The organism is Demequina litorisediminis (genome assembly GCF_030161615.1).
Classification (GTDB): Bacteria; Actinomycetota; Actinomycetes; order Actinomycetales; family Demequinaceae; genus Demequina; species Demequina litorisediminis.
Map to the genome: position 1 here is coordinate 2,073,598 of NZ_BSUN01000001.1, position 17,355 is coordinate 2,090,952.

Below are 17,355 nucleotides of genomic sequence, written 5' to 3' on the forward strand. Positions count from 1 at the left end.
GGCACCATCTTCGAGTTCAACCGCATCGAGCCTGGCCCGCGTCATCGCGGCGATCGTGCTCATCGGTCTCGTCTGGCTCGTTGTCCGCAACGCGAAGCTCGTTCCCGGGCGCGGCCAGAGCGCCTTCGAGATGGTCCTCGACTTCGTGCGCTTCCAGATCGTCGAGCAGGTGATGAGCCCGGCAAACGCCAAGCGCTTCCTGCCGTTCCTCACCACCCTGTTCCTCGCGATTCTCGCGTTCAACATCACTGGCGTGGTGCCTCTGATCAACATGGCGGGCACCTCGCTGATCGGCCTGCCGATCATCATGGCGATCTGGGTCTACGTCCTTTACCTCGGCGTCGGCATCAAGCAGCACGGTCTTGGTGGCTATCTCAAGATGAGCCTCTTCCCGGCCGGCGTGCCCAAGGGCATCTACGTCCTGCTGACCCCCATCGAGTTCCTGCAGGTGTTCATCCTGCGTCCGGCCACCCTTGCGCTGCGACTGTGCGCGAACATGATGGCCGGCCACCTGCTGCTGGTGCTGTGCTTCGCCGCCACCCAGTTCTTCTTCTTCGAGGCTGCCGGGTTCATGAAGTCCATGGGCGCCGTCACCTTCGTCGCAGGCTTCGCCTTCACGCTCTTCGAGATCTTCGTCGCAGCGCTGCAGGCCTACGTGTTCGTCATGCTGTCGTCCGTGTACATCAACATGGCGATCGAGGAAGAGCACTAAACCCTCACCCCAAAGACGTGCGACGCCGCCCCGGCGTTCGCATCCAACGGAAGGAACCCCACGTGGACACCACCACTCTCGCCGAGGTCTCCGGCAACGTCGCGACCATCGGTTACGGCCTCGCCGCCATCGGCCCCGGCATCGGCCTCGGCATCCTGATCGGTAAGACCGTCGAGGGCATGGCACGTCAGCCCGAGGTCGCCGGCCAGGCTCCGCGCCACCATGTTCATCGGTGTGGCATTCGTCGAGGTGCTCGCGCTCCTCGGTCTGGTCACCGGCTTCCTCTTCTGATGACCGCACTCAGCCTGGTCGTTGCGGCCGAGGAGCACGGGGAGTCGTCCGCGAACCCCCTGATCCCGGCCCCGTACGACATCCTGTGGTCGGCGATCATCTTCGTGATCATCATCGTCGTGTTCATGAAGGTCCTCCTGCCCAAGATGCAGGCGGTCCTGGATGAGCGGGCCGAGAAGATCGAGGGTGGTCTGAAGAAGGCTGAGGAGGCACAGTCCGAGGCGGCAGCGGCACTCGAGGAGTACACCGCGCAGGCGACCGAGGCCCGCGCCGAGGCGGCGCGCATCCGCGAGGACGCGCGCTCCGAGGCGACGGCAATTGTCTCCGATAGCCGTACCGCGGCCTCCGACGACGCCAAGCGCATCGTCGAGACCGCGCACAAGCAGATCGAGGCGGAGCGCCAGCAGGCGATCGTGTCGCTGCGTGCCGAGGTCGGTTCGCTCGCGACCGAGCTCGCATCGCGCATCGTGGGCGAGTCTCTCGCCGACGACGCTCGTCAGCAGCGCATCATCGACGGCTTCCTGGACTCCCTTGAGGCCTCGGTGAACGACAAGCAGAAGGCGGAGGGATAGGCCCGATGCGCGGAACCAGTCAGGCCTCGCACGACGCGGTGATTCGGGAAGCAGACCCGATCCTCACTGCGGCGGGCAAGGACGGCATCACGATCGCTGAGCACCTCTTCGTGGTGGTGGACGCCCTCGATTCGTCGGGCTCGCTTCGCCGTGCGCTCACCGATCCGGCCCGTCCTGGCAAGGACAAGGCCTCGCTGGTGAAGCAGGCTCTTCGGCGCCCTTGACTCGCGGGCGGTGGACATCGTCTGTGCGTTCGTCGAGTCGCGTTGGTCCGCCGAGGCCGATCTCTCCGAGTCCATCGAGGACGCCGGCGAGATGGCGATCTTCGCGTATGCGGAGAGCCAGGGCACCCTGCCCGCCGTCGAAGAGGAGTTGTTCCGGGTGGAGCGACTGCTCGTCGCCAACCGTGAACTGCTCATCGCCGGCTCCAACCGTTCAGCGACCAAGGAGCAGCGTCTTCGCCTGCTCGAGGACACGCTGGGCGGAAAGCGTACCCGACGACTCACGCGCTCCTTCAGCGCGTGATCGGGGTGCCGCGTGGACGGCGCCTGATCCCCGCGATCAACGCCCTTCTCGAGCAGGCCGCGGCCCGCCGTGAGCGTCTGGTCGCGTCGGTGACGGCCGCCGTGGAGCCTGTCCGCAGCGCAGCGGGAGCGCCTCGCCGGCATCCTCAAGGACGCCTACGGCCGCGACATCCAGATCAACGTCGCCGTGGACCCTGAGGTCCTCGGCGGCATCCGAGTTCAGGTCGGCTCTGAGGTGGTGGACGGCACCATCATCAGCAAGCTCGACGACGCACGACGACGACTCGTCGGCTACCAAGACGACAACCGCTCACGCGGTAGTGACAGGAGAGAAACATGGCTGAGTTGACGATCAGTCCGGACGAGATCCGGAGTGCGCTCGACAGCCTACGTGAAGTCGTACGAGCCGTCCGGCGTCGTGCGCGAGGAGGTGGGCCGCGTCACGCTGGCCGCCGACGGCATTGCAAACGTTGAGGGCCTTCCCGGCTGCATGGCGAACGAGCCTGCTGCGTTTCGAGGACGGAACCCTGGGCCTCGCCCTGAACCTCGACGTCCGCGAGATCGGCGTCGTCGTCCTCGGTGAGTTCACGGGCATCGAAGAGGGCCAGAAGGTCCACCGCACCGGAGAGGTGCTGTCCGTCGCCGTGGGCGATGGCTACCTCGGCCGTGTCGTTGACCCGCTGGGTAACCCCATCGACGGCCTTGGCGAGCCTGGAGACCACCGGCCGCCGTGCCCTCGAGCTCCAGGCGCCCGGCGTCATGGCGCGTAAGTCGGTTCACGAGCCGCTGCAGACCGGCCTCAAGTCGATCGACGCGATGATCCCGATCGGCCGTGGCCAGCGCCAGCCTGATCATCGGTGACCGCCAGACCGGCAAGACCGCGATCGCGATCGACACGATCATCAACCAGAAGGCCAACTGGGAGTCGGGCGACCCGACCAAGCAGGTCCGCTGCATCTACGTAGCCATCGGTCAGAAGGGCTCGACCATCGCCTCCGTGCGTGGCGCCCTCGAGGAGGCTGGCGCGCTGGAGTACACGACGATTGTCGCCGCTCCCGCCTCGGACCCCGCAGGCTTCAAGTACCTCGCCCCCTACACCGGCTCGGCCATCGGTCAGCACTGGATGTACGACGGCAAGCACGTCCTGATCGTCTTCGATGACCTGTCGAAGCAGGCCGAGGCCTACCGTGCCGTGTCCCTCCTCCTGCGCCGCCCGCCGGGCCGCGAGGCGTACCCCGGCGACGTGTTCTACCTGCACTCCCGCCTTCTCGAGCGTTGCGCAAAGGCTCTCCGACGAGCCTGGGCGCGGGCTCGATGACCGGTCTTCCCGTCATCGAGACCAAGGCGAACGACGTCTCGGCGTACATTCCGACCAACGTCATCTCGATCACGGACGGCCAGATCTTCCTGCAGTCCGACCTGTTCAACGCGAACCAGCGCCCCGCGATCGACGTCGGTATCTCGGTGTCCCGCGTGGGTGGTTCGGCGCAGGTCAAGGCGATGAAGAAGGTCTCCGGCACGCTGAAGATCGACCTCGCCCAGTACCGTTCGCTTGAGGCGTTCGCGATGTTCGCGTCCGACCTCGACGCCGCGTCCCGCCAGCAGGCTCACGCGAGGCGCACGCCTCATGGAGCCTGCTCAAGCAGGCCCAGTACACCCCGTACCCGGTGGAGGAGCAGGTCGTCTCGATCTGGGCCGGCACCAAGGGCAAGCTCGACAAGATCCCCGTGGCCGATGTCCTGCGCTTCGAGCGCGAGATGATCGATCACCTCCGCCGCGGCACCTCGGTGCTGTCGGACATCGCCTCGACCGGCCAGGCTCTCGGACGAGAACGAGGAGACCCTCCACACCGAGGTCGACTCGTTCGTGTCCACGTTCCTCGAGACCGAGGGCACCGAGCCGACGACCTCCACCTCCATTGAGGGTGGCGGCGAGGCGCAGGTCGAGCAGGAGCAGATCGTCGCGAAGAAGAAGAAGTAGCCGATGGGTGGACAGCAGCGCGTCTACCGGCAGCGGATCCGGTCGACACAGTCGCTGAAGAAGATCTTCCGTGCGATGGAGCTCATTGCGGCTTCACGTATCGGCAAGGCTCGCGACCGTGTCACCGCCGCCGCCCCGTATTCGCGTGCCATCACGCGCGCGATCAGCGCCGTGGCGACCCACTCGAACGTCGATCACCCTCTGACCACCGAGCGCACGGACACCAATCGCGTAGCCGTGCTCGTCATCACCGCGGACCGCGGTATGGCGGGCGCGTACTCCGCGAACGTCCTGCGTGAGGGGGAGCGCCTCGCCGAGCGCCTGCGCGGCGAGGGCAAGGAGATCGTGCCGTTCGCGTTCGGCCGTCGTGGCGTGGGCTACTTCAAGTTCCGCAAGCGCGAGGCTCGCTGGCGAGTGGCAGGGAGAGTCGGACTCGCCGACTCTCGCCACCGCCCAGGAGATCGCTCGGGCGCTGTACGGCGCGTTCACGGCATCGCCCGAGGAGGGCGGCGTGAGCGAACTTCACATCGTCTACACGCACTTCTCGTCCATGGTGTCGCAGGAGCCTCGCGTCATCCGTCTGCTGCCGATCGAGCCTGGTCTCGGGCGTCGCGGAGCCGGGTGAGGACGTCGAGCCCCTGTACGAGTTCGAGCCCAGCGCCGAGCAGGTGCTGGACGCGCTCCTGCCGCGCTACATCGAGTCCCGTATCCACGCGTGCATGCTCCAGGGCGCCGCGTCCGAGCCTGGCCAACCGCCAGCGCGCGATGCACACCGCTGTGGAGAACGCGGAGGACATCATTCGCCAGTACACCAGGCTCGCCAACTCGGCGCGCCAGGCCGAGATCACCCAGGAAATCAGCGAGATCGTCTCGGGCGCCGATGCGCTCGCGGCCTCGTGACCGGAAGGCACATCCATGACCCCCACCGCTAAGACCGACGCCCCGGCGTCGCAGGAGGCCGCGAACACGCCGGTGATCGGTCGCGTCGCGCGCGTTATCGGCCCTGTCGTCGACATCGAGTTCCCCGCGGACGCGATTCCCGACGTCTACAACGCTCTGACCGTCGACATCGACCTGTCGGCCCAGGGCGAGGACGAGGGCGTCCTCCACATGACCCTCGAGGTTGCTCAGCACCTCGGTGACAACATGATCCGCGCCATCGCGCTGAAGCCCACCGATGGCCTCGTCCGTGGCGCCGAGGTGACCGACACCGGTGCCCCCATCTCCGTCCCCGTGGGTGACATCACCAAGGGCCACGTGTTCAACGTGACCGGTGAGGTCCTCAACGCGGAGGAGGGCGAGACGATCGAGATCACCGAGCGCTGGCCCATCCACCGCAAGCCCCCGGCCTTCGACCAGGCTCGAGTCCAAGACTCAGATGTTCGAGACCGGCATCAAGTCGATCGACCTCCTCACGCCGTACGTGCAGGGTGGAAAGATCGGTCTGTTCGGTGGTGCAGGTGTCGGTAAGACCGTCCTCATCCAGGAGATGATCTACCGCGTGGCGAACAACCACGACGGTGTGTCGGTGTTCGCCGGTGTGGGTGAGCGCACCCGTGAGGGCAACGACCTCATCGACGAGATGACCGAGTCGGGCGTCATCAAGCAGACCGCCCTGGTCTTCGGCCAGATGGACGAGCCGCCGGGCACGCGTCTTCGCGTGGCCCTCTCGGCCCTGACGATGGCGGAGTACTTCCGCGACGTTCAGGCCCAGGACGTGCTGCTGTTCATCGATAACATCTTCCGTTTCACCCAGGCCGGTTCGGAGGTGTCGACCCTGCTGGGCCGCATGCCTTCGGCGGTGGGTTACCAGCCCAACCTGGCGGACGAGATGGGTCAGGCTCCAGGAGCGCATCACCTCGACCCGCGGTCACTCGATCACCTCGCTGCAGGCGATCTACGTCCCCGCGGACGACTACACCGACCCCGCGCCTGCGACCACGTTCGCGCACCTCGACGCCACCACCGAGCCTGTCGCGTGAGATCGCTTCGCGCGGTCTGTACCCGGCCATCGACCCGCTGACGTCGTCCTCGCGCATCCTGGACCCGCGTTACGTGGGCGCCGACCACTACTCGGTCGCGTCGGACGTCAAGGCGATCCTTCAGCGCAACAAGGAACTTCAGGACATCATCGCGATCCTGGGTGTCGACGAGCCTCTCCGAAGAGGACAAGATCATCGTCGCCCGTGCGCGCAAGATCCAGCAGTTCCTGTCGCAGAACACGTACATGGCGACGCAGTTCACCGGTGTGGCCGGCTCGACCGTTCCGCTTGCCGAGACCATCGAGGCCTTCGGCGGCATCGTGAACGGCAAGTACGACCACATCTCGGAGCAGGCCTTCTTCAACATCGGTGGTCTTGAGGACCTCGACAAGGCCTGGAACCGCATCCAGAAGGAGATCGGCTGATCATGGCCGATGCCCTGACCGTCGACATCGTCGCGCCGGACCATGTCATGTGGTCCGGCACGGCGAGCCGCGTCATCGCGCCGTCCGTCGAGGGTGAGATTGGACTGCTCGCGAGTCACGAGCCCATCCTGTCCATCCTCAAGGCCGGCACGATCCGCGTGACGTCCGAGAGTGAGAACCGCGAGTTCGCCGTCACCGGCGGGTTCGTGTCGTTCGACCACGACACCATCACCATCGTTGCGGACCCCGTCGTTACCGACGAGGACTAATCCGTGCGCGTGGTTATCGCGCGCTGCGCCGCCCGGTACTCCGGGCGGCTCAGCGCGCATCTTCCTTTGGCGACCAGAGCGATCATGCTCAAGGCCGACGGCTCGGTGCTGCTGCACTCCGACGGTGGGTCGTACAAGCCGCTGAATTGGATGAGCCCGCCGTGCACCACGCGCGAGGTCGCACCGTCCGAGGCGCAGACGGAGGCTGGCGTCACCCAGGTGTGGACCGTCCAGCACGACAAGACCGACGACCGTCTCGAGATCGAGATCTACGAGGTCATGTCGGACGCCGAGCACGAACTCGGCACGGACCCCGGCCTCATCAAGGACGGGGTCGAGGCTCATCTGCAGGAGCCTGCTCGCGGAGCAGATTGCGTTGCTCGGTGACGGCCACACGCTGGTGCGCCGCGAGTACATGACGGCGATCGGGCCCGTGGACATCCTCGCCAAGTCGCCGTCGGGTGGCTCCGTGGCCGTGGAGATCAAGCGCCGCGGCGAGATCGACGGCGTGGAGCAGGCTCACGCGCTACCTCGAACTCATGAACCGCGACCCCCTGCTGAGCCCCGTGGAGGGTGTGTTCGCCGCGCAGGAGATCAAGCCGCAGGCGCGAGTCCTTGCCGAGGACAGGGGCATCCGCTGCCTCCTGCTTGACTACGACGCGATGCGGGGCGCAGAGGACCCCACCACGCGCCTGTTCTAGGCCCCGTCGGGGTGCCAGCCGGTCCGGCGCTGCCGCACAGCGGGATGCCGATGACCGTGCGTGAGCGCCGAAATCTGCACTGCCGCACAGTGATCCGGCAACGGGTGGGCTGCCGTGCACGCCCCATGCGGGATAGTGCGAGGACGGGTGCTCCCTCAGGTGCCCCGGACGCTGTCGATCCAGTCGAGGACGCGCGGGATCTGTGCGTCCCACGCCGGCCAGTCGTGCGAGCCCGGGGACTCCGAGTACTCGAGCCCCAGGCCCGCCTCGTCGCATGCTCGCGCGAACGTGCGGCTCTCCTCAAGCAGGAAATCCTCGGTGCCGCACCACGCCCACAGGCGTGGCACCGCGGCCGGGTCCGCCGCCCTGGCGAGGGCCACCACGTCCTCGCCGGCCTCGCGCGCGGCCTCGGGAGAGCCGAACGTCCGGCGCCACTCCTCGGGAGCGAGGTTGGGCTTGGCCGTCACGTCGAGGCCGCCGGACAGGCTGGCGGCTGCTCCATACCGCTCGGGGCGCGTGAGCGCGGCCTTCATCGCGCCGTAGCCGCCCATGGAGAGCCCCGCGATGAAGGTGTCCTCGCGGCGGCGCGAGAGCGGGAAGAAAGCCCCCATGATCTGCGGAAGGCTCGTCGACCAGGTGGTCGCGGTAGCGGTAGCCGTCCGCCTGGTTCGCGTAGTACGACCGATGCACGGCGGGCATCACCACGGCGATCCGCCGATGAGCCACGTAGCGCTCCAGCGACGTGTAGCGGGTCCACGAGGCATCGTCCTGAGACAGGCCGTGCAGGAGGTAGAGCACCGGAAGCGCAGCGCCCTGGACCGCTGGCGCAGCGGGTACCCCGGCCTCTGTCGCGGGCTCGGGAAGTAGGACCGTCGCGGTCGTGGACAACCCCAGGACGGGGGAAAAGTATCGGCAGGTGAGCAGCGCCATCGGTGACCTCCTGGCCGGAAGTCTGCCAGGAGCATCGGCCGACCGCACCACTCGTCGCCCGCGATTTCCAAGGTACGGCGTGAACAGAGTGGCGGGTGGAGCCGATGCCATGGCGCCATGGGGCACATGCGCCACATCAGTCGCGGCTTACCTTGGGAGTCGCTGGGCCGGTATTGGCCTTACCGACTGGTAGAAAACCGCGAAACGTTTCGCTTATACTGGGCGCATGACAACGACGCCTGCGAAGTTCCCCGACGGCTTCCTGCTCGGAGCCGCGACCGCCTCCTACCAGATTGAGGGCGGTGCCCACGAGGGAGGCCGCGGCACCTCGATCTGGGACACGTTCAGCGCCACGGACGGCAAGGTGGTGGGAGGCGACAACGGCGACGTCGCCTGCGACCACTTCCACCGCTGGGAAGAGGACATCGACATGATGTCCGAGCCTGGGCCTCGAGGCCTACCGCTTCTCGATCGCCTGGCCGCGCGTGCAGCCGGGCGGCTCGGGGAGTTCAACCCGGAGGGCATCGCGTTCTACCGCGGGCTCATCGACCGCCTCCGCGAGAAGGGCATCCGCCCGCTCATCACGCTGTACCACTGGGACCTCCCGCAGGAACTCGAGGACCAGGGTGGGTGGCTCAGCCGCGACACCGTCGACGCGTTCGTCACCTATGCCGTGCGCATGGTCGAAGAGTTTGGTACGGACGTGGAGACGTGGACCACGTTCAACGAGCCGTGGGTCAGGCTCGTTCGTGGGCTACGGCGCTGGGGCCCACGCCCCGGGTCACGCCGATGACGTCGAGGCCCTCATCGCCGCGCATCACCTGAACCTCGCTCACGGTCGCGCCTACCGCGCCATGAAGGCCGTGAACGCCGACCTGCAGATTGGTCTGGTCAACAACTGCCACACCCCCGCCCGTGGGACCCGTCCAACCCCAAGGACGTGTGGGCCTCGCAGCACATTGACTCGCTCGCGAACACCATGTTCCACGAGCCGTTCACGCACGGCACGTATCCCGCGAACCTCAAGCCCAATACGGCGCACCTGACCGACTGGTCGTTTGTCCACGAGGGTGATCTGGCTGAGATGCACGGCGCGGTGGACTGGTTCGGCGTGAACTACTACGCCTCGCACCTGGTGCGCCACAACGCGAACAAGGGCGCGGCCACCTCGGAGCTCGCCACGCTGGCCGACGGGCACAAGGCAGGCGCGAACTCGCCCTGGCCCGGCGACGAGGAAATCGAGTTCATGCCCCTGACGGGCAAGGCTCACGGCGATGGGCTGGAACATTGACCCGTCCGCGTTGCACGCCCACCTGCTGAAGATTCACCGTGAGACGGGCAAGCCCATCTACGTCACCGAGAACGGTTCGGCCTGGGATGACGTGGTGGACGCCGATGGTCGCGTGCGCGACACGGACCGCGTCGAGTACTTCGAGGGCCACCTGAAGGCAGTGCTGGACGCGGTCTCCGAGGGCGCCGACGTGCGCGGCTACATGGCGTGGTCGCTCATGGACAACTTCGAATGGGCGCAGGGCTACGCCAAGCGTTTCGGCATCGTGCGGGTCGACTACGATACCCTCGAGCGCCGCTGGAAGGACTCCGCGTACTGGTACCGCGAGGTGCTGCGCCGCCGCGAGGTGGTGCCTGCGGGCGAGGTCGACACCTTCGCCGACACCCCCGCGCGTCACTTCTGAGGTCACTCGCCCCCACCATGTGAACCGGATCGGCGGCCGCCACGCCGCGTCGAGGCCCGCGTCACGCCCACTTCACGGCGTGTCGCGGGCCGCGCCGGTTCAAAGCGCGGGGGTGGTGGCGCCCGTAGACTGGCGTCATGCCGAAGTCCCGCCGCTCGCGCAAGCGCCCGTACGGGCAGCCGCACGAGGAACTGGACGTCGAGCGCCTCTCTGGCAGCCTCGGGGGACGCCGCGAGAGCGGGCCAGGGGGCGAGGAGTACCTCGTCGCCACCCCGCGGCCCAGCGAGAAGACCTACACGTGCCCCGGCTGCTCGCAGGAGATCGACGGGCAGACCGTCCACGTGGTGGCGTGGCCCGCGGACGGGCTCTTTGGGCCCGAGGCCGCCGCCGCGCAGCGCCGCCACTGGCATACCCATTGCTGGAACACCTTCGGGAGGACCCGTGGCTGACGCCGCAAGCGAGACCCCAGGCATGGAGGAGATCCGTGCCATGACCGTGCTGCCCGCCCAGCGCGAGGAGATCACCCTGACCACGGAGGACGGGCTGACTCTCGTGGGAGAGCCTCGCCCTGCCACCCGATGGCAGGCCCCCGTCGCGACGCTCATCACGCTGCACCCGCTTCCCACGCACGGCGGCTTCATGGACTCGCATGTGTACCGCAAAGCCGCCTGGCGCCTTCCGTACCTCGCGGATATCGCTGTGCTGAGGTTCAACACTCGCGGCACGTCATCGCCGCGGGGTACCTCCGAGGGCGAGTTCGGTGAGGGGATCACCGAGGGGGCCGATGTGCGGGCCGCCGTCGCGTTCGCCGTGGAGCGGGGTCTTCCTCGCCGGTGGTTCGTGGGGTGGTCGTTTGGCACCGAGCCTGACCCTCATGCACGGCGCCGACCAGGACGTCGAGGGCGCGATCCTGCTGTCGCCGCCGCTGCACCGCGCGAAGGACGCCGACCTGGAACGCTGGGCGGCCACCGGTCGGCCCGTGACCGCGCTGGTGCCGGAACTCGACGACTTTCTCCAGCCCGAGGAGGCACGCGAGCGCTTCGCGCCCCTGACGCAGTGAATCTCGTGGCGGTCGAGGGCGCCAAACACCTGTGGGTCGGGGAGAAGTACGTCAAACTGGTACTGGACGCCATTGTCGACACCGTCGCCCCTGGTGCCGCGCCGCTGCCCACCGCCGTCCCTCACGAGGTGCTCGCATGACCGGAACTCCCATCGTCCTTCTCAATGCCTTTCCCGTGGACCGAGCGCAGTGGGAGGGTCTGCTGTCTGTGCTCGGTAGCGATGTCCGCGGCGACGTCATCACCTTCGACATGCCTGGCATCGGCGAGATGCCCCTGCCCGACGAGGAGCCGGGGCTCGAACTGATCGCCGATGCCGCCGTGCTCGCCATGCGTGAGGCGACGGGCGCCGACGCCGCGCACTGGATCGGGTGTTCCATGGGCGGCTACGTCGCCATGGCCGTCGCCGAGCGCCACCCGGACGCCGTGGCGGGACTGGGGCTTATCGCCACCAAGGCCGCCGCCGACACCGAGGAGGCGGCCGCGAAGCGCCGTGCCACGGCCGATGCGGTGGAGAACCGCGATGGCGTCGAGGATGCGGCCGCGTTGGCCGAGGGATTGGTGGGCACGCGCGGCCCGCGCCGCGAGGAACTCGTCGAGTGGGTGACGCGCAACATCGCCCGTCACCGAGGCGACGGCGTCGCGTGGGGGCAGCGTGCGATGGCCTCACGCCCCGACCGCCTCGAGGTCCTGCGGGGCGTCGATGGCCCTGCTGTGGTGATCGCGGGGGAGTGGGACTCCATCACGCCCCGTGAGCAGGTGGATGCCATGGCCGATGCCCTGGGCGTCACCACGACCGTGATCGCAGGCGTGGGACATCTGGCTGCGTTCGAGGACCCCGCGGCCGTCGCACGCGCCCTCGCGCCCCTGCTGCGGTAGCGCCACGGCCGGGTCACCAGGCTCAGCCCCACGCGTTGCCCGCCTCGAGGCGCTGGTCGAGCGCCTGACGCATTGGCATGGACTCGCCGTCGCGCCCGCCCTTGCCGAGTTCGAGCGGGGGCTCGGCCGGGGGAACGGAGGCACCGGCGATCCTCCCGCGCAGGCTCGCGGGCACCGAGAGCACGTAGAACTCGCCGTCCGTGCCCACCGCGACCGAACGGTCGTGCTTGAGGTACCAGCCCTCCAACGCCGTGCGGTAGCGCGCCTTGCCGTCGTACGTCCTGGCCGTCAGCCGCGTGGGTGTGAGGCCCGCGGACACGGCGTCATCACGAAACTGACGCACGAGCGTGGCCGCCTGCGCTACCTCCGCGAGGCGCCGGCGCTCCAGCGCATCGGCCTGCGCGAGGCGCCGTGCGGTGTCCTCGTCCCTGTTGCCGTCCATGGATCGGTGGCCTTTGAGCCCGTCAGTCCTTGGCGCCGGCGGCGGCTTCGGCGGCCTCCACCTCGGCGCGCAGGGCGCTCGCCTTCGCCAGCCCTGCGACGGGGTCCGCGCCCAGGAGGTTGCGCAGGCTCGTCGAGGTAGCCGGTGATGGACTCGCGCTGGCGGTTCAGTTCGTCCACCTCGCGCGCCGCCATCGTGCGCTCGCGCTCGGCGTCGCTCACGGCCTCGGAGATGATGGCCTCGGCGTGCTCGCGGGCGTCCGAGACGATCTCGTCGGCGTTGTTGCGCGCGTTGGTCAACAGGGTCTGGGCGTGGACCTCGGCGTCGCGACGGGTCACCTCGGCACGCTCCAGCGCACCCGAGAGCCGCTCCTCGGCCTCGTCGGCGCGAACGCGGGCGTCCTCGACCATCGCGGCCGTCTCGGCCTTGGCCTCCTCGTGGCGGGCGGTGAGTTCCTTCTCGGCGTTCTCGCGGCGCTGCGCGATCTCGATCTGCAGGTCCTCCCGCGCGCGGCGGGCTTCCTCGCGGGCGGCGTCGGCATCCGAGGTGCCCTCGGCTCGCGCCTGATCGGCGTCGCGCTGCGCGATGCCCATCATGTGCTTGGCCTCCTGCTGTGCCGCGGTGACCCGCTGCTCGGCCTCGTCGGCGGCGTCCTGCAGGGACTTGGCGGCGTCGCGGTCGGCGCCCTCACGCGTGGACTGCGCGTAGGCGTCGGCCTCACGGCGGGTGACCTCGTCATAGGTGCGAGTCTCGCTGCGCGTGGCGGCGTCGTAGTCGTCCGCGTCACGGCGCACCGCTGCCGAGTCGTCGTCGGCGGCCGTGCGTGTGGCCACGTCGTAGTCGTCAGCGGCCTTGCGCGTGGACTGGTCGTAGAGGTCGGCCTCCTTGCGCAGCCTGCCTGCTCGCGGTCTCTGCCGCGGCGCGCGTGGCGTCGGCATAGGCGTCCGCGCCGCTGCGGATCGACGCGTCGTACTCGTCGGCGGTGCCGTGGGTGTCCGCGGAGTACGTGTCGGCCTCCGCACGGGTCACCGCGCTGTAGTCGTCTGCCTCGGCGCGGATGGTGTCGCGGTACTTGTCCGCCTCGGCCCGCGTCTGGCCGGCGTAGTCGTCTGCGTCCGCACGCGTCGCCGCGTCGTACTCGTCGGCCGCGCCGCGCGTATCGGCGGAGTAGGTGTCTGCCTCGGCGCGGGTGGTGTCGCGGTACTGGTCCGCCTCGGTCCGTGTCTGGCCGGCGTACTGGTCTGCTTCGGTGCGGGTCGTGTCCGAGTAGCGGTCGGCGTCCGAGCGCGTCAGGCGCGAGTAGGCGTCGGCCTCGTCCGTCAGCGTGGTGAGGTAGCCCACCGCCTCGGCACGGGTCACGTTGCTGTACTCGTCTGCCTCGGCGCGGACGGCCTCGAGGTGCGCGGCGGCGTCGGCACGGACCTGCGCCTCGTAGGCGGAGGCGGCATCACGCACGTTCGTCGCGTCGTCGTCCGCCTCGGCTCGCGTCTGGGCCGCGTACTCGTCGGCACCCGTGCGGGTGGTCGCGTCGTACTCGTTGGCTGCGGCCTCGGTTTCGGCGCGGTGCGCTGCAGCGGCGGCGATCACCTCGTCACGGTGCGCTGTGGCTTCCGCGCGCACCTGGGCGCCATCCTCGTCGGCCGATGCGCGGGCGGCGTCCGCGTACTCGTCCGCCTCGGCGCGGGCCGCGGCGGAGTACTCGTCCGCCTGGGAGCGCGTGTCACGGTCGTACTTGTCGGCTTCGGTGCGGGTACCCGTGGCGTAGAGCTCCGCGTCGGCCCGCATGGCCTCGTCGTACTCGTCGGTGTCGGCGCGGAGGGACGCCACCTCGGCGGCGACGGCGGCGCGCAGATCGCGGGCGTCGGTCTCGGCGGCGGCGCGGGTGGCGTCGGCCTCCCGGTTGGCCTGAGTGAGGAACGAGTGCGCCTCGTTGCGGAGGTTGGCGGCGTCGGCCTCGGCGGTGGTCCTGATGTCCGATGCCTCGGCGTCAGCAGCGCCGCGCGTCTCACGCGCCTCGCCCTCGAGTCGCTTGGCCTCGGCGCGCGCGTCGGCGAGAGCCTGCTCGGCCTCGGCGGCCACTCGCTCGGCCTCGGCGACGGCAGCGGCGGAGACGGAGTCGGCCTCGGCCTTGGCCGCCTCGGTGAGCTCCTGCGCCTCGCGCTGGGCGGCGACTCGGATCTCGGTGGCCTCACGCTCGGCTGTGGCACGCAGCGCGTGCGCTTCACGGTCGGCGCCTGCCTTCAGTTCTGCGACCTCGGCGTCGATGCCTGCCTTCACGCGTTCGGCGTCGCGGCGAGCCTTCTCGACCGTCTCGGCCGCGGCGCGCTGGGCTGCCTCCTTGACGCCGGTGGCCTCGTGCTCGCTGGCGGTACGGATCTCCTCCGCCTCGCGACGGCTCTGCGCGAGGATCTCGGCGACCTCGTTGTCCGCGCGGGCGCGCAACTGCTGGGCGGCGACCTGGGCGCGTGCCACGGTGTCCTGCGCGTGGGTGTTGGCGCGCGCGACCACATCGGACGACTGCTCCTCGGCGGAGCGCAACAGCCTGCTCCACGCGGGCACCAAGTCCCTTGTAGGTGGGCTGCTCCGCCTCACGCAGGGTGCGCTGTGCCTCGTCGAGCGAGGAGCGGGTGCTGTCCGCGTCCTGGCGTGCCTGCTGGGCGGCGTCCTGCGCCTCCCGCACCGCATCCTCGAGCCGTGCCACGTGGGCGGCGACGGCCTCCCGGTCGTAGCCGCGCATGGCAACGGGGAAGGGCAGGTTGTCCTCTGGCATCACTCAACTCCTTGGGCGCGGCCGCTGGGATGGCGTGCGCAATCCGCTCCAGAGTAATGGCCCCCCACAGGTGGCACAAAGCCGCGAACTGGGACGTTGGGCCGTCTGTCTCCTAGAGTGGACGGGAATGAAGGAGGTCCGACGTGACTGTGAGGACGACCGCGCTGATCGCGGGCGTGATTGGCGTGCTGCTTCTAGCAGCGGGTCTGATCGCCGACGCGCAGCGGCCGCCGACGGAAGTCAGTGCTGAGGCGACGCTCACCACATCCGTGGTGGTGTACGAACCCGCGATGATTGCGTTCGCAGAAGACAGCACCATCGGTTTTGAGGGTGACGGTGACCTGGTGGCCGTCACCGCGCGACCCGTCGACGCTGACGCCTGGCTCGCCGAGCATGAGGCGACAGAAGTGACGGGCCTGCCCGAGTGGGAGGTGCTGTCGGTGGAGGACTACGCCAGCGCCGCCGCCTCGACGGCGAGCCCCAGCCCCTCGGCCTCCGCTTCACCCAGTGACGAGGCATCGGACGCGGCTTCGGCATCGGCCAGCCCCTCGCCCTCTGCCTCCGCGAGCCCCGCGCCTGAGATTGACCTCCTCGCCGACACTTCGGCGGACCACTGGCGCGACCAGTGGGAGGGCGCTGACCGGCTTGAGATCACGGCATCGGACATCGCCGATGGCGAGACGCTCGTGGTGATGGACCGGGACGGTTCGCCCCTGGCCAGCACGGACGTGGGCTTCGAACGCGAAGTCAACGACGGCTGGATCACCCCCTCATCTGGTGGGGCGCCGTCCTCACCCTCGTCGGCCTGGTGGCGCTGATCCTGCGCTTCATCGACCTGCGTCCCGCACAGGCCCGCTACGAGGAGTGGACGGCGAAGCGTCAGCGCACCGGTGACCCCGACGTGGAGCCCGGCACGCGCCGCGCCCGCCGCGCCGCAGGGGAGCACCTGCCCGCGACGTCGCTGGAGGAGCCCGAGCAGGGCGTCGTGGCACCCAGCCCCGGCACCCCCGCTTTCCCCGCCACAGGCGCCACGCCCGTGACCCCGACGACTGGCTCGACCCCGGCCACCGGCTCGACCCCGACGACGCCCGCATCGGAGCCCACCCCCGAGCCGGGCGACGGCACCGACGAGGAGGGACGCTCATGAACCGCCTGATCGCCGCCTCCGGGCTTGCGACCGCATCGGCCCTCCTCCTCACCGGCTGTGTGGCCGATGTCCCGGCCCCGGTCACCTCGCCGCCGCCGCTGACCGAGTCGGCGGCGCTGCTGGACGACCAGTCCGCACGCGTCATCGAGGCGACGATGGAAGAGCTCGCCGCCGCGGACGAGGAACAGGACGCCGAACTGCTCACCGATCGGGTGGGCGGCGACGCCGTCACTATCCGCGAGGCCCAGTACACCAAGGCCACCGGCGACGAGACCCCCGTGGCGCTGCCGCCGGGTCAGCAGGCGGTCTATGCGTCCGCCGCCGAGACGTGGCCGCGCACCCTCGCCACCGTCTCCGAGCAGGCGTCCGAGGACGAGACCCCGGTCATCTATCTGTGGGTCCAGGACTCCATCGACGACGACTACCGCCTGCGTGGCTGGGCACACATGATTCCCGGCGCCACGGTGCCAGCCATGCCCGGCACCACCACGGGAGCGCAGCAGTTCAGCCTCGACGATGAGTCGCTCGACCCCACCGCCCAGGCGGTGCTCGACGACTACCTCGACCTCCTCAGGGAGGGGTCGGACTCCGACCTCGAGGACGCCTTTGAGGCGGACTCGTACCGCGAGCAGCTTTTCACCGCGCGTGACACCCTGACCGATGCCGCCACAGAGCAGGACGGCGAGTACATGGACACGATCGAGTCCAAGACCGACTCGACGTATGTCATGGGCACCGCCGACGGAGGAGCGCTGCTGTTCGCGCCGATCGAGATCACCTCGTCGTTCACGGTCGAGGACGCGACCGTGTCGATTCCCGAGGCGGATGAGCCACTGCTCGATGGCGAGCTCGACGACACGGTGACACACCACTACCTCGACATGATCGTGATGGCGATCCCTGGCCCCGACGCGGACGCCAAGCCCGCGGTCGTCGCTGCCGACCACAACCTGATCCAGGTCTCTGGAGAGTAAGGAAC

At 69.0% G+C, this 17,355-nt stretch carries 20 protein-coding genes and 6 pseudogenes; 22 read left to right on the forward strand and 4 right to left on the reverse strand.

Annotated elements, in window-relative coordinates; translation table 11 throughout:
- Positions 1–55 precede the first annotated feature (55 nt).
- The 12 genes and pseudogenes from atpB to nucS all read left to right on the forward strand — a co-directional run bounded on the left by atpB (position 56) and on the right by nucS (position 7,456).
- Positions 56–712, forward strand: coding sequence for a F0F1 ATP synthase subunit A (atpB, locus tag QQK48_RS12710; protein WP_284328687.1), 657 nt, complete (start codon positions 56–58; stop codon positions 710–712).
- A 62-nt stretch (positions 713–774) separates the two neighbouring features.
- Positions 775–1,003 (forward strand): annotated as a pseudogene (locus tag QQK48_RS12715) (ATP synthase F0 subunit C).
- Positions 1,003–1,575: a F0F1 ATP synthase subunit B gene (locus QQK48_RS12720; protein WP_284328688.1), complete on the forward strand. Its 573-nt coding sequence runs from the start codon at positions 1,003–1,005 to the stop codon at positions 1,573–1,575. Before QQK48_RS12715 ends, QQK48_RS12720 begins: the two are co-directional and overlap by 1 nt.
- Positions 1,576–1,580: 5 nt before the next feature.
- Positions 1,581–1,799: a F0F1 ATP synthase subunit delta gene (locus QQK48_RS12725; protein ID WP_284328689.1), complete on the forward strand. Its 219-nt coding sequence runs from the start codon at positions 1,581–1,583 to the stop codon at positions 1,797–1,799.
- A 10-nt stretch (positions 1,800–1,809) separates the two neighbouring features.
- Positions 1,810–2,100, forward strand: a complete 291-nt coding sequence (locus QQK48_RS12730; RefSeq protein WP_284328690.1) for a F0F1 ATP synthase subunit delta — start codon at positions 1,810–1,812, stop codon at positions 2,098–2,100.
- Positions 2,097–2,297 carry a hypothetical protein gene (locus tag QQK48_RS12735; protein WP_284328691.1) on the forward strand — a complete coding sequence of 67 codons (201 nt, stop codon included), beginning with the start codon at positions 2,097–2,099 and terminating at the stop codon, positions 2,295–2,297. The genes QQK48_RS12730 and QQK48_RS12735 overlap by 4 nt, the downstream gene beginning before the upstream one ends.
- The gene (locus tag QQK48_RS12740) at positions 2,242–2,448 is read left to right on the forward strand and encodes a F0F1 ATP synthase subunit delta (protein ID WP_284329394.1); all 207 of its coding nucleotides are present in this window, start codon (positions 2,242–2,244) and stop codon (positions 2,446–2,448) included. Before QQK48_RS12735 ends, QQK48_RS12740 begins: the two co-directional genes overlap by 56 nt.
- Positions 2,436–3,887, forward strand: a pseudogene (atpA, locus tag QQK48_RS12745) (F0F1 ATP synthase subunit alpha); the annotation flags it as partial. The gene QQK48_RS12740 and the pseudogene atpA, both read left to right, overlap by 13 nt.
- Before the next feature lie 195 nt (positions 3,888–4,082).
- Positions 4,083–4,979, forward strand: a pseudogene (locus tag QQK48_RS12750) (F0F1 ATP synthase subunit gamma).
- A 15-nt stretch (positions 4,980–4,994) separates the two neighbouring features.
- Positions 4,995–6,486 (forward strand): annotated as a pseudogene (gene atpD, locus QQK48_RS12755) (F0F1 ATP synthase subunit beta).
- Between the two features lie 2 nt (positions 6,487–6,488).
- On the forward strand, positions 6,489–6,755 hold the full coding sequence (locus tag QQK48_RS12760; RefSeq protein WP_284328692.1) for a F0F1 ATP synthase subunit epsilon: 267 nt from the start codon (positions 6,489–6,491) through the stop codon (positions 6,753–6,755).
- 3 nt (positions 6,756–6,758) lie between these two features.
- Positions 6,759–7,456 (forward strand): annotated as a pseudogene (gene nucS / locus QQK48_RS12765) (endonuclease NucS).
- Positions 7,457–7,611: 155 nt separating this feature from the next.
- On the opposite strand, the gene QQK48_RS12770 reads toward nucS, so the two are convergent.
- Positions 7,612–8,067, reverse strand: a complete 456-nt coding sequence (locus QQK48_RS12770; RefSeq protein WP_284328693.1) for an alpha/beta hydrolase — start codon at positions 8,065–8,067, stop codon at positions 7,612–7,614.
- A 545-nt stretch (positions 8,068–8,612) separates the two neighbouring features.
- Here QQK48_RS12770 and QQK48_RS12775 point away from each other — a divergent pair.
- From QQK48_RS12775 to QQK48_RS12800, 7 genes and pseudogenes are all read left to right on the forward strand, one after another.
- On the forward strand, positions 8,613–9,179 hold the full coding sequence (locus QQK48_RS12775) for a glycoside hydrolase family 1 protein (RefSeq protein ID WP_284328694.1): 567 nt from the start codon (positions 8,613–8,615) through the stop codon (positions 9,177–9,179).
- Positions 9,136–9,432 carry a family 1 glycosylhydrolase gene (locus QQK48_RS22510; protein WP_488798425.1) on the forward strand — a complete coding sequence of 99 codons (297 nt, stop codon included), beginning with the start codon at positions 9,136–9,138 and terminating at the stop codon, positions 9,430–9,432. Before QQK48_RS12775 ends, QQK48_RS22510 begins: the two co-directional genes overlap by 44 nt.
- Complete coding sequence (locus QQK48_RS22515; protein WP_488798426.1) at positions 9,327–9,677, forward strand: family 1 glycosylhydrolase; 351 nt, start codon at positions 9,327–9,329, stop codon at positions 9,675–9,677. Before QQK48_RS22510 ends, QQK48_RS22515 begins: the two co-directional genes overlap by 106 nt.
- Positions 9,661–10,080, forward strand: coding sequence for a family 1 glycosylhydrolase (locus QQK48_RS12785; RefSeq protein ID WP_284328695.1), 420 nt, complete (start codon positions 9,661–9,663; stop codon positions 10,078–10,080). Before QQK48_RS22515 ends, QQK48_RS12785 begins: the two co-directional genes overlap by 17 nt.
- 137 nt (positions 10,081–10,217) lie before the next feature.
- Positions 10,218–10,529: a hypothetical protein gene (locus tag QQK48_RS12790; protein WP_284328696.1), complete on the forward strand. Its 312-nt coding sequence runs from the start codon at positions 10,218–10,220 to the stop codon at positions 10,527–10,529.
- A 22-nt stretch (positions 10,530–10,551) separates the two neighbouring features.
- Positions 10,552–11,280, forward strand: a pseudogene (locus QQK48_RS12795) (alpha/beta hydrolase).
- Positions 11,277–12,017 (forward strand): alpha/beta fold hydrolase, encoded by a 741-nt coding sequence (locus QQK48_RS12800; RefSeq protein WP_284328697.1) that lies wholly within the window; start codon positions 11,277–11,279, stop codon positions 12,015–12,017. The pseudogene QQK48_RS12795 and the gene QQK48_RS12800 overlap by 4 nt, the downstream one beginning before the upstream one ends.
- 22 nt (positions 12,018–12,039) lie before the next feature.
- Here QQK48_RS12800 and QQK48_RS12805 read toward each other — a convergent pair whose 3' ends face one another.
- From QQK48_RS12805 to QQK48_RS12815, 3 genes are read right to left on the reverse strand one after another with little or no spacing between them, the layout of a single operon-like run.
- Positions 12,040–12,459, reverse strand: coding sequence for a hypothetical protein (locus tag QQK48_RS12805; protein ID WP_284328698.1), 420 nt, complete (start codon positions 12,457–12,459; stop codon positions 12,040–12,042).
- Entirely contained in the window at positions 12,378–13,292 is a 915-nt protein-coding gene (locus QQK48_RS12810; protein WP_284328699.1) for an ATP synthase subunit B family protein, read from the reverse strand. Before QQK48_RS12810 ends, QQK48_RS12805 begins: the two co-directional genes overlap by 82 nt.
- 10 nt (positions 13,293–13,302) lie before the next feature.
- A complete protein-coding gene (locus QQK48_RS12815; RefSeq protein WP_284328700.1) occupies positions 13,303–15,018 on the reverse strand; it encodes a coiled-coil domain-containing protein in 1,716 nt (571 codons plus the stop codon).
- 354 nt (positions 15,019–15,372) lie between these two features.
- Between QQK48_RS12815 and QQK48_RS12820 the strand changes: the two genes are divergently transcribed.
- From QQK48_RS12820 to QQK48_RS12830, 3 genes are read left to right on the forward strand one after another with little or no spacing between them, the layout of a single operon-like run.
- A complete protein-coding gene (locus QQK48_RS12820) occupies positions 15,373–16,047 on the forward strand; it encodes a hypothetical protein (protein WP_284328701.1) in 675 nt (224 codons plus the stop codon).
- The gene (locus QQK48_RS12825) at positions 16,038–16,376 is read left to right on the forward strand and encodes a hypothetical protein (RefSeq protein ID WP_284328702.1); all 339 of its coding nucleotides are present in this window, start codon (positions 16,038–16,040) and stop codon (positions 16,374–16,376) included. The genes QQK48_RS12820 and QQK48_RS12825 overlap by 10 nt, the downstream gene beginning before the upstream one ends.
- The gene (locus QQK48_RS12830; protein ID WP_284328703.1) at positions 16,373–17,350 is read left to right on the forward strand and encodes a DUF8094 domain-containing protein; all 978 of its coding nucleotides are present in this window, start codon (positions 16,373–16,375) and stop codon (positions 17,348–17,350) included. The genes QQK48_RS12825 and QQK48_RS12830 overlap by 4 nt, the downstream gene beginning before the upstream one ends.
- The last annotated feature ends 5 nt before the right edge of the window (positions 17,351–17,355 follow it).

Bases quoted from the DNA above. Each gene is read 5' to 3' on its own strand.
- QQK48_RS12720 (WP_284328688.1), top strand. From the start codon at position 1,003: ATGACCGCACTCAGCCTGGTCGTTGCGGCCGAGGAGCACGGGGAGTCG.
- QQK48_RS12725 (WP_284328689.1), top strand. From the start codon at position 1,581: ATGCGCGGAACCAGTCAGGCCTCGCACGACGCGGTGATTCGGGAAGCA.
- QQK48_RS12760 (WP_284328692.1), top strand. From the start codon at position 6,489: ATGGCCGATGCCCTGACCGTCGACATCGTCGCGCCGGACCATGTCATG.
- QQK48_RS12770 (WP_284328693.1), bottom strand. From the start codon at position 8,067: ATGGGGGCTTTCTTCCCGCTCTCGCGCCGCCGCGAGGACACCTTCATC.
- QQK48_RS12775 (WP_284328694.1), top strand. From the start codon at position 8,613: ATGACAACGACGCCTGCGAAGTTCCCCGACGGCTTCCTGCTCGGAGCC.
- QQK48_RS12785 (WP_284328695.1), top strand. From the start codon at position 9,661: ATGGGCTGGAACATTGACCCGTCCGCGTTGCACGCCCACCTGCTGAAG.
- QQK48_RS12790 (WP_284328696.1), top strand. From the start codon at position 10,218: ATGCCGAAGTCCCGCCGCTCGCGCAAGCGCCCGTACGGGCAGCCGCAC.
- QQK48_RS12800 (WP_284328697.1), top strand. From the start codon at position 11,277: ATGACCGGAACTCCCATCGTCCTTCTCAATGCCTTTCCCGTGGACCGA.
- QQK48_RS12805 (WP_284328698.1), bottom strand. From the start codon at position 12,459: ATGGACGGCAACAGGGACGAGGACACCGCACGGCGCCTCGCGCAGGCC.
- QQK48_RS12830 (WP_284328703.1), top strand. From the start codon at position 16,373: ATGAACCGCCTGATCGCCGCCTCCGGGCTTGCGACCGCATCGGCCCTC.